Annotated in this window: 10 protein-coding genes and 1 pseudogene; 7 read left to right on the top strand and 4 right to left on the bottom strand. The window is 65.8% G+C overall.

Annotated elements, in window-relative coordinates; genetic code table 11:
* Window positions 1-38: 38 nt before the first annotated feature.
* The 5 genes from B9D87_RS04230 to B9D87_RS04210 all read left to right on the top strand — a co-directional run bounded on the left by B9D87_RS04230 (window position 39) and on the right by B9D87_RS04210 (window position 6835).
* Entirely contained in the window at window positions 39-1523 is a 1485-nt protein-coding gene (locus tag B9D87_RS04230) for an alpha/beta hydrolase (protein ID WP_175648605.1), read from the top strand.
* Between the two features lie 5 nt (window positions 1524-1528).
* The gene (locus B9D87_RS04225; RefSeq protein ID WP_007776082.1) at window positions 1529-1969 is read left to right on the top strand and encodes a DUF6653 family protein; all 441 of its coding nucleotides are present in this window, start codon (window positions 1529-1531) and stop codon (window positions 1967-1969) included.
* Between the two features lie 46 nt (window positions 1970-2015).
* A complete protein-coding gene (locus tag B9D87_RS04220; RefSeq protein WP_007776083.1) occupies window positions 2016-2663 on the top strand; it encodes a TetR/AcrR family transcriptional regulator in 648 nt (215 codons plus the stop codon).
* A gap of 67 nt (window positions 2664-2730) precedes the next feature.
* Window positions 2731-4854: an Rv1355c family protein gene (locus tag B9D87_RS04215; protein WP_007776084.1), complete on the top strand. Its 2124-nt coding sequence runs from the start codon at window positions 2731-2733 to the stop codon at window positions 4852-4854.
* Window positions 4855-4966: 112 nt separating this feature from the next.
* Entirely contained in the window at window positions 4967-6835 is a 1869-nt protein-coding gene (locus B9D87_RS04210; protein ID WP_007776087.1) for a putative bifunctional diguanylate cyclase/phosphodiesterase, read from the top strand.
* Between the two features lie 37 nt (window positions 6836-6872).
* Here B9D87_RS04210 and B9D87_RS04205 read toward each other — a convergent pair whose 3' ends face one another.
* The 3 genes from B9D87_RS04205 to B9D87_RS04195 all read right to left on the bottom strand — a co-directional run bounded on the left by B9D87_RS04205 (window position 6873) and on the right by B9D87_RS04195 (window position 9680).
* Window positions 6873-7472: a class I SAM-dependent methyltransferase gene (locus tag B9D87_RS04205; protein ID WP_040631860.1), complete on the bottom strand. Its 600-nt coding sequence runs from the start codon at window positions 7470-7472 to the stop codon at window positions 6873-6875.
* Between the two features lie 91 nt (window positions 7473-7563).
* On the bottom strand, window positions 7564-8934 hold the full coding sequence (locus tag B9D87_RS04200) for a cytochrome P450 (protein WP_007776093.1): 1371 nt from the start codon (window positions 8932-8934) through the stop codon (window positions 7564-7566).
* Between the two features lie 29 nt (window positions 8935-8963).
* Window positions 8964-9680 carry a hypothetical protein gene (locus B9D87_RS04195; RefSeq protein WP_007776095.1) on the bottom strand — a complete coding sequence of 239 codons (717 nt, stop codon included), beginning with the start codon at window positions 9678-9680 and terminating at the stop codon, window positions 8964-8966.
* Between the two features lie 270 nt (window positions 9681-9950).
* On the opposite strand from B9D87_RS04195, the gene B9D87_RS04190 reads away from it, so the two are divergent.
* Window positions 9951-10193, top strand: coding sequence for a PspA/IM30 family protein (locus B9D87_RS04190; RefSeq protein ID WP_007776097.1), 243 nt, complete (start codon window positions 9951-9953; stop codon window positions 10191-10193).
* A 6-nt stretch (window positions 10194-10199) separates the two neighbouring features.
* Here B9D87_RS04190 and uvrA read toward each other — a convergent pair.
* Window positions 10200-13114: pseudogene (gene uvrA, locus B9D87_RS04185) on the bottom strand (excinuclease ABC subunit UvrA).
* Between the two features lie 162 nt (window positions 13115-13276).
* Here uvrA and B9D87_RS04180 point away from each other — a divergent pair.
* Window positions 13277-13954, top strand: coding sequence for an MBL fold metallo-hydrolase (locus tag B9D87_RS04180; protein WP_007776102.1), 678 nt, complete (start codon window positions 13277-13279; stop codon window positions 13952-13954).
* Window positions 13955-14002 lie beyond the last annotated feature (48 nt).

The raw sequence follows: 14002 nt of genomic DNA, 5'->3' as shown, positions 1-14002 counted from the left end.
CGGTGAACATGTTCCAGGCCGGTTACCGATAGATCACAATGAGTCACGTGACAGCCTCGATGGACAGCGCTCCCGCGCAGCTCCTGGCAAGTAGCCACACCTCGCTGATGCATGGCTGGGTGCCGGTGACGATCCAGGTGCTCGCCGCGGTGGTGCTGACGTCGGCGGTCGGCTGGCGGTCGCGCCGCTGGCGCACGGTGTGGATGCCGGCGGCGTTGCTGGCCGGCGGGGTCGTGGCGTACCTGACGCACTGGTACATCGTCGACCGCGGGCTCTCCGACGATCCGGCCCCGGCGGCGCTGTGGCTCTGGGTCACGCTGACCGGCATGGCGGCGGCGGTGCTGGTGCTGGGCTGGCGCACCGCGCGCCGCTGGCGGCGCGGCGCCACGGTGCTGGCCGTGCCCCTGTGCCTGCTCAGCACCGCGCTGATGCTCAACCTCTGGGTGGGCTACTTCCCCACCGTGCAGTCGGCCTGGAGCCAGCTGACCTCGGGCCCGCTGCCCGATCAAACCGACCAGGCCACCGTTACCGCGATGGCCGCCAAGGGAACCCGGCCGCCGCACGGCACCGTGGTGCCGGTGGCGATCCCCTCGGACGGGTCGCACTTCAAGCACCGCGGCGAGCTGGTCTACCTGCCGCCGGAATGGTTCGCCACCACCCCGCCCCCGCCGCTGCCGACCGTGATGATGATCGGCGGGCAGTTCAACACGCCGGCGGACTGGACGCGCGCGGGCAACGCGGTCAAGACGATCGATGACTTCGCCGCCGCGCACGACGGCAGGGCTCCGGTGCTGGTGTTCGTGGATTCCGGCGGCGCGTTCAACAACGACACCGAATGCGTCAACGGGGTCCGCGGCAACGCCGCCGACCACCTGACCAAAGATGTTGTTCCTTTTATGGTTTCGAGTTTCGGGGTCAGCCCGCACCGGGCGAACTGGGGCGTCGTGGGCTGGTCCATGGGCGGGACCTGCGCCGTGGACCTGACCGTCATGCACCCCGACATGTTCAGCGCGTTCGTCGACGTCGCCGGCGATTTCTTCCCGAACGCCGGCAACAAGGCTCAAACCATCGCCAGGCTGTTCGGCGGAAACGCCGACGCCTGGGCGGCTTTCGATCCGACCACGGTGATCAACCGGCACGGCCCGTACCGCGACGTGGCCGGCTGGTTCGCGATCTCGTCCGACGGCCCGCCCACCCCACGCCGCGACGTCCCGCTGACCGACAGCGGCGCCATCCGGCTCGCGGGACGCGAAGCGGCCGCCAATCCCGGCAATCAGACCGCCGCCGCCTATTCGCTGTGTGCGCTCGGCCGCTCCGAGGGAATCGACTGCGCGGTGGTGCCCCAGCCCGGCAAGCACGACTGGCCGTTCGCGGACCGCGTATTCGCGGCCTCGCTGCCCTGGCTCGCCGGCGAACTGGGTACGCCGGGGATTGCGCGGACGCCGTTGCCCGCCGCGTCCGCGCCCGCCGTGGGCTCCCCGGTGGTCGTCCCGGCCCAGCGTTCCAACACCGCCAAGCGATAACGCCTGTGCTGTCCGTCGCGCGGGTTCGGCGGGCCGTCTTCGCGCGGCACTGCCACCCGCTCAGCGCCTGGACCCGGTGGGCCAGCACGCCGCTGATCCTGGTGCCGGTCTGGACGCGGCGGCGGGCCCATGCGGTGTGGATTGCGTTGTGGCTGGCCGTGAATCCCGTGGTGTTCGGCAAGCCCGCGCATCTCCGCGCGTGGTCGACCCGCGCGATGCTGGGCGAAGAGCTGTGGATCAGCCGCCGGCCCCGCGACGCGGCGATGCTGGTCAGCGCGGCGACGTCGGCGAGCGCGCTGGTGGCACTGGTCGCCGCGCGCCGGCACCGGCTGCGCCCCGCGCTGATCGCCGTCGCGGTGCAGATGGCGCTGACGCTGGTGTACTGGCAGCAGATGGTCCGGCTTTTCGAGCGCCGATCGCCGGAATCGATACGCAGTACGGGGTAATCCGATATCCACGTATCGTGGCGCGGTGCGGGTGTATTGTCCGGCCGTGGGATCCACCCGGCTGTTTCCGTATGACCCGCCCCCACCAGCAGAGCCCTCTCCCAAGGAGCGAATTCGCGACGCCGCGCTGAGCTGCTTTGCTGTCCGCGGCATCGCCGCCACGACGCTGCGTGCGATCGCGGAGACCGCGGAGGTTTCGCTTGGGCTGGTGCAGCACCACTTTCGTACCAAGGCCGCGCTGACCGCCGCAGTCGATCAGTACGTCCTGCAAGTGGTAAGCGAGGCTTTGGAACCCACAACGATGCCCGAGCCTCCCTCCGACGGGCTCAACGCGGCCGGGCGCCGACTGACGGGACTTATGGTCGAAAGACCCGACGTGATGACCTATCTCGGTCGCGCGCTTGCCGAGGGCGGCGCATTGGGTTCGGTCATCTTCACCGGGCTTTTGGGCATCAGCACGGCCCAGCGTGACGAGTTCTCCCGACGGAACAACATCCACCCTGACCTCGATCCCGATTGGGCTGCGCTCAACCCGCTGATCCTGCGTGTCGGCGCGATCATCCTGCATCCGTACATCGAGCTGCACCTGCGGGAATCTTTCTTTACCGAGCGGCAATTGCGCCGCTGGGATGCGGCCGTCACCAGCCTCATACGACATGGGCAATTCCTCGACGAAGCCACACCTCGGCGTTGACCTTGCGCTAGGCAAACCGGCTCAAACCCGGTCCGGCTTGCCGCCCAGGTGCTATACACGAAGCACCATGGATGAGCCCGGCGTAATCGCCTACACCGCGCAGCTTCTCGACGCTACCGAGGCACAAGGCGAGTCGGTGTTGCGGCGACTACGCGCCGATCCCAGCGTGGAGTTCATCGACCGTCTCGATGCGCAGACAGCCAACCTGCGTAGCCTTCGGCCCACCCCGCATCCTGAGCTTCTGACAGAGCCCGGCCGCTGGGCCTACTACCCGTGGCGTCGCGCGGTTGTGGCGGTGCTGGGCCCGCGCGGATATCGCGCCGTGCGCCTCGACCGCAATCGCAATAACATCACCCCGGCGGAACAGGACCGACTGGGCGCGCTGCGCATCGGCGTCGCCGGTCTCAGCGTCGGCCACGTCATCGCGCACACCCTCGCGGCCCAGGGCTTGTGTGGCCGCCTTCGCCTGGCCGACTTTGACCATCTCGAGCTGTCAAACCTGAATCGGGTGCCTGCCAGCGTGTTCGACCTTGGGGTCAACAAGGCTTGTGTCGCGGCGCGCAGGATCGCCGAGCTCGATCCGTACCTACCGGTGGAAGTGTTTGACGCCGGACTGACGTTCGATACCGTCGATGCATTTTTGGACGGGCTCGACATCGTCATCGAAGAATGCGATTCCCTGGACATGAAGGCGGTCTTGCGGGAAGGCGCTCGAACCCGCCGCATTCCGGTTCTGATGGCGACCAGTGATCGCGGCCTCATCGATGTGGAGCGTTTCGATCAACAGCCTCAGCGACCGATTCTGCATGGTCTGCTCGGCGACCTCGACATCGGATTGTTGCCCGGCATGAGCAGCCGCGAGAAGGTCCCCCACATCTTGCGTCACCTTGAGGCCGAACGTCTTTCACCCCGGACGGCCGCCTCGCTGTTGGAGATCGACCGCACGGTGTCGACCTGGCCGCAGGTGGCCTCGGATGTCGTGCTGGGGGCGTCGGCGTTGGCCGAGGGCGTGCGCAGAATTGGGCTCGGCGAGGAGCTTCGCTCGGGCCGTACGCGCATCGATATCGGCTGGGCGCTAGACCAACTCGGTGACCCCGAGATGGCCAAGCACCACCCCGCGCCGGCAGACCATCCCGAGCCACCGGAACTACCCGGAATCGCCGGAATCATCGCTGCCGCGGCGATCCGCGCTCCTTCCGGGGGAAATGTACAGCCCTGGTATGTCCAGGCCGGACCTACCGAGGTCACCATCGATATTGCCGCACAACACACGTCGACAATGGACGTCGGATTCCGGGGCAGCGCTGTCGCAGTGGGGGCTGCGCTCTTGAACGCCAGGATCGCCGCCGCGACTCACCACGTTCTGGGCCCCGTCAGCCTCACCGAAAATGGCAACGGATCCCTGCGCGCCACCCTGAAATTGAGCGACGGCACCGACCCCGACCTTGCCGATCTCTATCAACCGATGCTCGAGCGCGAAACCAACCGCCACCACGGCACTCCCCGGCCGATCGGCGCCGCCACCATCGAAGCGCTGCGCGTCGCGGCGAAACGGGAATGCGCGCATCTACACCTCCTCACCGACAGAGACGACATCGCGCATGCCGCAACAATTCTTGCCGCGTCCGATCGCACCCGCTACCTGACGCCGAAGCTGCACAAAGAGATGGTCTCCGAACTGCGCTGGCCCGGTGATACCGACCCCGACACCGGCATCGACGTGCGCAGTCTGGAACTCGACACCGGAGATCTGGCGATGCTCGATATCCTGCGCCGCACCGACGTCATGACCCATCTGGCCCAATGGAACGCCGGCAGCGCCCTCGGTGAAGACACCCGGGACCGGATATTAGCCAGTTCGGCGCTGGCCGCGGTAACCGTGCCAGGGCGGGGACTTTGCGACTACGCCAAAGGAGGAGCCGCTGTTGAGTTGATCTGGATCATCGCGCAGCGGCAAGGGCTTTCTGTGCAGCCGGTCTCGCCGGTCTTCCTGTACGCCCACAACGAAATTGAATTCCGCGAGCTGTCAACCCAATTCGCGAATGAGCTAACGCAATTGCAGCGCGACTTCCGAGCCTTGGCGGGCATACCTGCCGGCCATTCCGAGGTGCTGGTACTCCGGTTCACTGCCGGTCCACCGGCATCGGTACCAAGCCGCCGCAATTTTGACCGCGGACGGGTGCTTCGTTGAGCGGTCGTTTGCTGATGCACCACTTATGGATTCCGAGTCCGCTTGGCGCGCAGACTCGTGAGGCAGTACGCAATGTCGGCGCAGCCCACGAGTTGAAGCTACGGTAAGGGCAATGTCGGGCACGCTGGATTACTTGGTCACCGGTGCCGCCGCAGAGTTGATGGCGGCCACCGCGGCTGACTCTGCTGCGGTGAGTCAACGAGTGCTCGGTGATTTGGTCCGCGAACTGGCTGTGGACTTCAGCTTCCTGCGCCACAACGATCACACGATCCGTGCCACCGTGCTCGTCGCAGAGTGGCCGCCACGCAACGCCGACCCCGACCCGATCGGCGTCATCTATTTCTCCGACGCCGACTCCGTGTTCGCCCAGGCCGAGCACCTCAAAGTGCCGCAAGTCGTGCGTCCCGCGCCGGCGAATGAGGACTATCAACGCAATATCGACGAGGGCACCGGGTGGGGCACCGTGTCCCTGGCCGCCGTGCCGCTGCTGTCTGGCGATGTAACGACCGGGACCCTGGCCTTTGGCAAGGTCGGAGACCGCGAATGGCTGCCCGAAGAGCTCAACGCGGTGCAGGCGATCGCCGCGCTCTTCGCCCAACTGCAGGCCCGGGTCGTCGCCGAAGAGCAGATCCACTACCTGGCTGAGCACGACGAACTCACTGGGTTGCTGAACCGCAGAGCCCTCATCGCCTACCTCGATAAGCGGTTGGCCGAGGGACGTCCGGGTCCGGTCTCGGTGGTATTCGTCTCACTCGACCGCTTCAAAGTCATCAATGACCGCCTGGGCCAAGACGCGGGCGACCGGTTCATCGTGGCCTTCGCCGCGCTGCTGCGCGAGGCCACCGATGCCGTATCCACCGTCATAGCGCGTTTCGGCGGTGACGAGTTTGTCGTCGTGCCGACCGGGCCCATGGACGTCGATGCAGCCGAAGCATTCGCGCGGTCGCTGCACAACCAGCTTCACGGACAAGTCTCAATCGACGGTGAGATGCTCAGCCGCACCGTCAGTATCGGCGTCGCAGCCGGCGTACCCGGACACGAGAGCACGTCGGACCTACTACGTCGGGTCGACCAGGCCACCCGGTCAGTCAAGGGTTCCGGCGGCAACAAACTCGCAACCTTCAGTCCAGAGATGTCTACGACAGACATGATCCGCAATGACATCGAACTGCACCTGGAAGGAACGACCGATAGCGGTATCGGGACCTTAGTGCTCCACTACTTGCCGGAGTTCGACATGAATACCGGGGCCATACTCGGTACCGAGGCGTTGATCCGTTGGCAACATCCGACTCTGGGGTTATTGATGCCCGATTCGTTCATTCAGGTCGTGGAATCGATCAACCTCGGTGCCAAACTCGGCCGTCTCGTAATGCGTTCCGCGTGTGCGCAGTTTGGGCTCTGGCAGTCACGCGGCGTCGGACACGGCACGGTGCTCCGCGTCAACGTGTCGCCGGTGCAGCTTGTCACAGATGGTATTGTCGGCGCCGTCGCGGCCACCCTCGACGAGTTCAATCTCAATCCCAGCACCGTATGTCTGGAGATCACCGAAAGTGTTGTGGTTCAAGATATCGACGCCACACGCAAAACGTTGTTCGGCTTGAAGGATATCGGCGTACAGATCGCCATCGACGACTTCGGCACCGGATACAGTGTGCTGACGTACCTGAAATCGCTGCCCGTCGACGCACTTAAGATCGACAAAGGGTTTGTCCGTAATCTCGATACCAACGCCGGTGACCTCGCGATCGTGCGCTCGACGATGGCGCTGGCGGAGGCTTTCGGGCTCGAGGTCGTCGCCGAAGGGGTCGAGACCGTGGCCGCAGCCAAGACGCTACTCAGCCTCGGTTGCCATCGCGCACAAGGCTTTCTGCTGTCCCGCCCGCTGGACAACTCGGCGATGGAGTCACTCTTGACCAAACGCGTCGTCCCGATTGACTTCTCCGACGCGGGGCCTTCTGGAAGAGGTAACTCGCTGTAGACCCGCCCACGAAGCGAAAACCCTCCGCTGATTGGCGTCAAGGGCGGCGTTGAAACAGGTAATAATACGTCGCGGTCTTGTCGTCGAGTTCCCGCTCGTTGCCGGTTGACAGCAGCGTCCATCCGGGAGCGAACCGCCGTTCGATCTCTGCGTGATCAATACCCGGCACCCCGAACCGGCCACCGGGAGGGAACGCGACAATGAATAGCCGCGCATCGGACGCCGCCACGGCGCTGATCTCCCGGACGTAGGCCTCACGATCGGCACCACTCATATTGTGGATGCACCCGTTATCGACGATCAAGCCAAAGTCCCTTCCGATTCCGGACTGACTCAACTGGGTGACGTCAGCACGGACGAAATTGACCGGAACCTGGGCGGCGCCGGCCTTGGCCCGCGCCTTGTCGAGTGGCTTTGCGACGTAGTCGACTCCGGTGACCTTCCAGCCCTGCTGAGCAAGGTAGATGGCGCAATCCCCGGTGCCGCATCCCACATCGAGAGCCGACCCCTGGGGCAATGCGGGGGTCTCCGCGTTCCCCTCGACCAGATCCCGCAGGCCCTGCCCGATCGGATGGCCCTCCCACGGCGTGAAGCCAACCCGATAGAAGAACCGAAATCGCATGTGTCGAGAAGCCATAGCCGCAATCATGGCACCCGCGACAACTCGCCGGTCGCCACCCCCTGCCGGCAGGTGCAGCGCTGCGTCACGCCTTGGCCAGCGGAAAGGGTTACTGACGTAGTCGTATCTTGGCCCTGATCGGAGCCGCCGCGACCATTGTGAAGGGCACGGCCAGCGGGAATTCTTCGGAAAGAGACTTGATTTCGACCCGGCGCACGATGGTCGCCAACGCGAGGGTGGCTTCCAGCATCGCGAAGTGGTCCCCGATGCACGAGCGCGGCCCGCCCCCGAATGGAACGTACTGCCAACGGTCGCGGCCGTCAGCGTGCTCGGGACTGAACCGGTCCGGATCGAATCGCAACGTATCGTCCCACAGGTCCGGGTCGGTTTGTACCGCCATCCTTCCGAACGCCAGCATGGTGCCGGCTTCGACGCGGTAGCCGGCGACTTCGACATCGCGCATCGCCATTCGGGTTCCGGTCGGGCCCGGTGGGCACAGCCGCAGCGCCTCCTGAAGTACTCGGACGGTAAAGCCCAGCCGCGCAACGTCGTCGGGAGTGAGTTGGCGATTTGGTAGGCCGGCGGCTTCGGCCGCGACCCGCTGCTGCAAGTCCGGGTGGCGACCCAGCGCCCACAGCGCGTAGGTCAGCGTCGTCGCCGTGGTGTCGTGGCCAGCGAATAAGAAGATGATCATTTCGTCGCGGATCTCGTTATCCGACAACGACTGTCCGGTCTCGGGGTCGGTGGCGGCGATCAACGCGTGTACCAGCGGAGCCTCCCTCTCGGGGTCAGCACGACACGCTTGCAAAATCTCGTCTGCCAGCTCGCGAATCGCCGCGGCCGCGGCGCGGGCACGCCGACGCGCCGGTGTGGGCATCCACTCCGGTGCACGCAGCGGCCGCAGTGCGCGCCGTACCGCGTAACTCGTCGCCACGCGCAGCGGCTCGGCGATCGCGTCGGAGCGCTCATCGAGATCCAAACCCAATACCGAGCGACCCAATGCCCGCAACGTCAGCGTGCGGCATTGGGCGTCCAGATCGATCTCGGCGCCGTCGCGGCACTGGGCACACACGATCTCCGCGGCCTCGGCCATGTGCCCACCGAACTGGCGGACACGCTGGCGGGTGAACACCGGTTGCAAGGTGCGTCGGCGCGGCAACCACTCCGAGTGGGGCAAGACGAACAGGTTTCCGCCAAGCAGCCGACGAAGCTCGGTGGCCACCGTGCTGGTCTTGTCGACCGAACCGTCTCTCACACTGACGATGTCGCGGATGCCTTGTGGCGATGTCGCCAAAACGATCGGCGGGATCAGCCACTTCGGGCCCAAGGTAACCCGGGTGACAGGCCCACCGGCGTCGCGGAGTTTGTTGGTACCGGTATGAAATTCCTTGATGGCCTTCAGTCGTTCCCGATACGGAAGCGGGTTTTTCGGGGCCAACGGCAACGCCGCGACGTCGCGCACGGGCTCAGCGATGGACACGAGTCGACCCTAGAACACTTCGATTTCACCTACGCCGAAATGCGACTGAGGACTTCGGCGTTCTCGGCGCACATCAGCTTGAACTGTGCCGGCTCGGCATGCGTGGCAAGGGTGCGGCGATCCCACCACATCACCTTGGTTCGGTAGTCCTCGGTGGGATAGGCCGCCGCCGGTACGCGGTTGGCCACGACGCCGCCGGAGGACTGCCACTGTTCCAGCACGTGGGCCGCCGCGGTGGCCATCACGAATTGAACACCCAGCAAAGTCATCATCGGCAGCGCGGTGCGGGCCAACACGGTGGACAGCGCCCGATTGCCGTATTCGCGAGAATTGGTCCACGCGCTTTTCACCTCGACGACGCCAAACGGCAGCCGGTTGGAAATCATATGGCGCAGCAGCGGAAGCCCCGGGTTGCCTTTCCATTCCTCGAGAGCGTGGGAGTCCTCCGGCGAGCGCAAAGGCCCGACGACGCGCGTGCCTCCGACGACCCGCCCCTGCGGGTCGAGCGCAGCAAAAAACAGGGACGTGTCGGCTCCATCCTGAATCTGGTCGAGGCCGAGCACCCAATCCAGCCCGTGTCGGCGATAGCTGTTCAGCGCGCCTTCGAGGTACTGATTCCACAGATCAGGCTCCGCGGCCGGCGTCGCCGCGGCGACCCAGCACCCCGTCGCGTGATCGCGCCAACCGAACCCCGAATCCGACCACGGGCCGTCAATCCCGAGCCCCGTGATTTGCACCGCTTCCATACGTGACCTCCGCCTATTCGCAGTTACTAACGAGTAATTTTTTGAGAGCGCCGTTTGCTAATTCGACTCCCGACAAATTAACCAAAGGGATTGTGACATAAACGGACGAATTCGACCGACCGGCGAGGGCATTAAGACGCCAAAAAGACCCCTGTACCTTTTGTTTTGGTGGTCGGGCGCGCCGTAGTGCCGCGACGCCGATATATTGACGCTTCCGCACTCAGAACGACGACACGATATTTCTGTCAACCGTCGCGCTACCGTGGCGGCATGCCCGACGAACCAGTCACCCCCACCGGGCCCGTCCCCGCATACGACGACGGCGGTGTGCCGACCTTCGAGTCGGTGCGCGATCAGATCGAGTCCCGGTATGCGACAGCGCAAGGCGCCGCCGAACTCGACGCGGAATCACCCGAAGGACGCTCGGTCGCCGAACAATACGACGAACGCCAGCGGGCCGCGGCCGAGCGACTGGCCGAGATTCGGGAATCGATGCGGCCCGAGAAGGGTTGACCGGGCTCAGGCGGTGACTTTGCGGCGCCGGCTCGATCGCCGCGCGGCGCTGGACGGTGCCGGGTTGCGGCCGATCACCTCGGCGAGGAACTTGCCGGTGTAGCTCTCCGGTACGGCGGCGACGTCCTCCGGAGTGCCCTCCGCGACAACAGTTCCGCCCTCGGCTCCGCCTTCCGGCCCCATGTCGACGATCCAGTCCGAGGTCTTGATCACGTCCAGGTTATGTTCGATGACGATGACCGTATTGCCTTTGTCGACAAGGCCGTTGATGACCTTCAGCAGTTTGCGGATGTCGTCGAAATGCAGGCCCGTGGTGGGTTCGTCGAGGATGTACACCGTGCGCCCGGTCGAGCGCTTCTGCAGTTCCGCGGCCAGTTTGACGCGCTGCGCCTCGCCGCCGGACAGCGTCGGGGCGGGCTGGCCGAGCCGCACGTATCCCAGCCCCACGTCGACCAGCGTGCGCAGGTAGCGGTGGATGCCGGTGATCGGCTCGAAGAACTCCGCCGCCTCCTCGATCGACATGTCCAGCACCTCGGAGATGGTCTTGCCCTTGTAGTGCACCTCCAGGGTTTCCCGGTTGTACCGGGCGCCGTGGCAGACCTCGCACGGCACGTACACGTCGGGCAGGAAGTTCATCTCGATCTTGATGGTGCCGTCGCCGGTGCACGCCTCGCAGCGGCCGCCCTTGACGTTGAACGAGAACCGGCCCGGTTGATAGCCACGGACTTTGGCCTCGGTGGTGGCCGCGAACAGGGTGCGGATCTTGTCGAACACCCCGGTGTAGGTGGCCGGGTTGGATCGCGGGGTGCGGCCGATCGGCGACTGGTCCACCCGCACCAGCTTGTCCAGGTGGTCGAGCCCCGTGACCCGGGTGTGCCGGCCGGGAACCTGCCGGGCGCCGTTGAGCCGGTTGGCCAGCACCGCGGCCAGGATGTCGTTGACCAGAGTCGATTTCCCGGATCCGGACACACCGGTCACCGAGGTGAGCACGCCGAGCGGGAAACTGACGTCGATGCCGCGCAGGTTGTGTTCGCGGGCGCCGACGACGGTCAGCTGACGCTTGCGGTCTATCGCGCGCCGCTTCGCCGGCATCTCGATGCGTTCCTTGCCCGAGAGGTAGGCGCCGGTGATCGAATCCTTGTTCGCCAGTAGCTCGCTGTAGGTGCCGCTGTGCACGATCTCGCCGCCGTGCTCACCGGCCCGCGGACCGATGTCGACGATCCAGTCGGCATGCGCGATGGTGTCCTCGTCGTGCTCGACGACGATCAGCGTATTACCCAAACCCCTTAGCCGCGTGAGGGTTTCGATGAGCCGGCGGTTGTCGCGCTGATGCAGACCGATCGACGGCTCGTCGAGCACGTAGAGCACGCCGACCAGACCGGAGCCGATCTGGGTGGCCAGCCGAATGCGTTGCGCCTCACCGCCGGACAGCGTTGCCGCGGCGCGGGACAGCGACAAATACTCCAGCCCCACGTCGAGCAAGAAGCCCAGCCGCGACTGGATCTCCTTGAGCACCTGACCGGCGATCGCCTTCTCGCGGGGGCCCAGGGTGAGCCCGTTCAGAAAGTCCGCGCAGTCCGAGATCGACAGCTCGCAGACCTCGGCGATGGACTTTTTGCCGCGCCCCCGGCGGCCAGCGTGACCGCCAGGATCTCCGGCTTGAGCCGGGTGCCCTCACACTCCGGGCAGGGTACGTCCCGCATGAAGCCTTCGTAGCGCTCCTTCATCTGCTCGGACTCGGTCTGGGCCATCTTGCGCTGCAGGAAGGCCAGCACGCCCTCGAAATCGGCGTAGTAGGACCGGGTCCGGCCGTACCGGTTGCGGTACCGCACGTGCACCTGGTGGTCGGAGCCCTCGAGGATCGCCTTGCGGGCCTTGGCCGGCAGTTTGCGCCACGGGGTGTCGACGTCGAAGCCCAGCTCCTCACCCAGCCCGGCCATCATCCGGGTGAAGTACTCCGCGGTGTGGCCGGCCGACCACGGCGCCACCGCGCCCTCGGCCAGGGTGCGCTCGGGATCGGGCACCACCAGGTCGGGGTCGACCTCCTTGCGGATGCCCAGGCCGCTGCACTCCGGGCAGGCACCGTAGGGCGAGTTGAACGAGAACGACCGCGGCTCCAGGTCGTCGACCGCCAGCGCGTGCCCGTTCGGGCAGGCCAGCTTCTCGGAGAACCGCTGCTCCCGGTTGTGCGCGTCGTGCTCGTGGTCGACGAACTCGAGCACCACGATGCCGTCGGCCAGGTTCAGCGCGGTTTCCACCGAATCGGTGAGCCGCTGCTTGGCGGACGCCTTGACGGTCAGGCGGTCCACCACCACCTCGATGTCGTGCTTTTCCTGCTTCTTCAGCTTCGGCGGATCGGTCAACGGGTGCACGACGCCGTCGACCCGCACCCGGCTGTAGCCCTGGGCATTGAGCTTCTCGAAGAGATCGGCGAATTCGCCCTTACGGGTGCGCACCACCGGCGCCAGCACCAGGAACCGGGTGCCCTCCGGCATCGCCAGCACCTGATCGACGATCTGCTGCGGGGTCTGCCGGGCGATCCGCTCGCCGCAGATCGGGCAGTGCGGTGTGCCGGCCCGCGCGTACAGCAGCCGCAGGTAGTCGTACACCTCGGTGATGGTTCCGACGGTCGAGCGCGGGTTGCGGTTGGTCGACTTCTGGTCGATGGACACCGCCGGGGACAGGCCCTCGATGAAGTCGACGTCCGGCTTGTCCATCTGCCCCAAAAACTGACGCGCGTAGGCGGACAGCGACTCCACATACCGGCGCTGTCCCTCGGCGAAGATCGTGTCGAAGGCCAGCGACGATTTGCCCGACCCCGACAGCCCGGTGAAGACGATCAGCGCGTCGCGGGGCAGGTCGAGATCGACGCCGCGCAGGTTGTGCTCGCGGGCGCCCTTGACGATCAGACGGTCAGCCAACGCTGCCCCTCTCAGGAACTATCTGCGACTTCTGGTAGCCGCGCTGCGGAATCCGAACCGGAATTGCGCACGGCGCATTCCATGCTATGTGCCCATACCGACAAGCACTGTGCGACCAGTAACGTGGCCGCCAGTGACTGGCGGGATCGAGGAGTGGCGCACATGACTGAAGTGGACGACAACTACACCGGACACGTTGACCCCGGTACCGCGGCCCGCCGGACCCTACCCGGCGCCACGATCCTAAAGGCCTCTGTCGGCCCCATGGACAACAACGCATATCTGATCACTTGTTCCGCTACCGGCGAAACGCTGCTGATCGACGCCGCCAACGACGCGGACGTGCTGATCGACCTGATCCAGAAGAACGCGCCGAAGGTGTCGCTGATCGTGACCAGCCACCAGCACTTCGATCACTGGCAGGCGCTGGAGGCCGTGGCCGCCGCCACCGGGGCACCCACCGCCGCCAACGAGATCGACGCCGAACCGCTGCCGGTCAAACCGGACCGTTTGCTGGCGGGCGGCGACACCGTGCAGATCGGCGAGCTGACGTTCGACGTCATCCACTTGCGGGGGCATACCCCGGGCTCCATCGCGCTGGCCCTGGACGGGCCGGCGACCGGCGGCGTCACCCAGCTGTTCACCGGCGATTGCCTGTTCCCGGGCGGCGTCGGGAAGACCTGGCAGCCGGGCGATTTCACCCAGCTGATCGAGGACGTCAGCACCCGGGTGTTCGATGTGTACGACGACTCCACCGTCATCTATCCCGGCCATGGCGACGACACGCAGTTAGGCGCCGAGCGTCCGCACCTGAGCGAATGGCGCGAGCGAGGCTGGTGACTGCGGGCAGTGGCGATCACGAGCGCGGCGTAGCCGGGCGAAGCGGGT

It is taken from the genome of Mycobacterium colombiense CECT 3035 (assembly GCF_002105755.1).
GTDB lineage: Bacteria > Actinomycetota > Actinomycetes > Mycobacteriales > Mycobacteriaceae > Mycobacterium > Mycobacterium colombiense.
This window is presented reverse-complemented; position numbering and strand designations above follow the sequence as displayed.

Coding starts and splice junctions, on each gene's coding strand:
- B9D87_RS04215 (WP_007776084.1), top strand. CDS start 2,731: ATGGATGAGCCCGGCGTAATCGCCTACACCGCGCAGCTTCTCGACGCT.
- B9D87_RS04195 (WP_007776095.1), bottom strand. CDS start 9,680: ATGGAAGCGGTGCAAATCACGGGGCTCGGGATTGACGGCCCGTGGTCG.
- B9D87_RS04190 (WP_007776097.1), top strand. CDS start 9,951: ATGCCCGACGAACCAGTCACCCCCACCGGGCCCGTCCCCGCATACGAC.
- B9D87_RS04205 (WP_040631860.1), bottom strand. CDS start 7,472: ATGGCTTCTCGACACATGCGATTTCGGTTCTTCTATCGGGTTGGCTTC.
- B9D87_RS04180 (WP_007776102.1), top strand. CDS start 13,277: ATGACTGAAGTGGACGACAACTACACCGGACACGTTGACCCCGGTACC.
- B9D87_RS04210 (WP_007776087.1), top strand. CDS start 4,967: ATGTCGGGCACGCTGGATTACTTGGTCACCGGTGCCGCCGCAGAGTTG.
- B9D87_RS04230 (WP_175648605.1), top strand. CDS start 39: ATGAGTCACGTGACAGCCTCGATGGACAGCGCTCCCGCGCAGCTCCTG.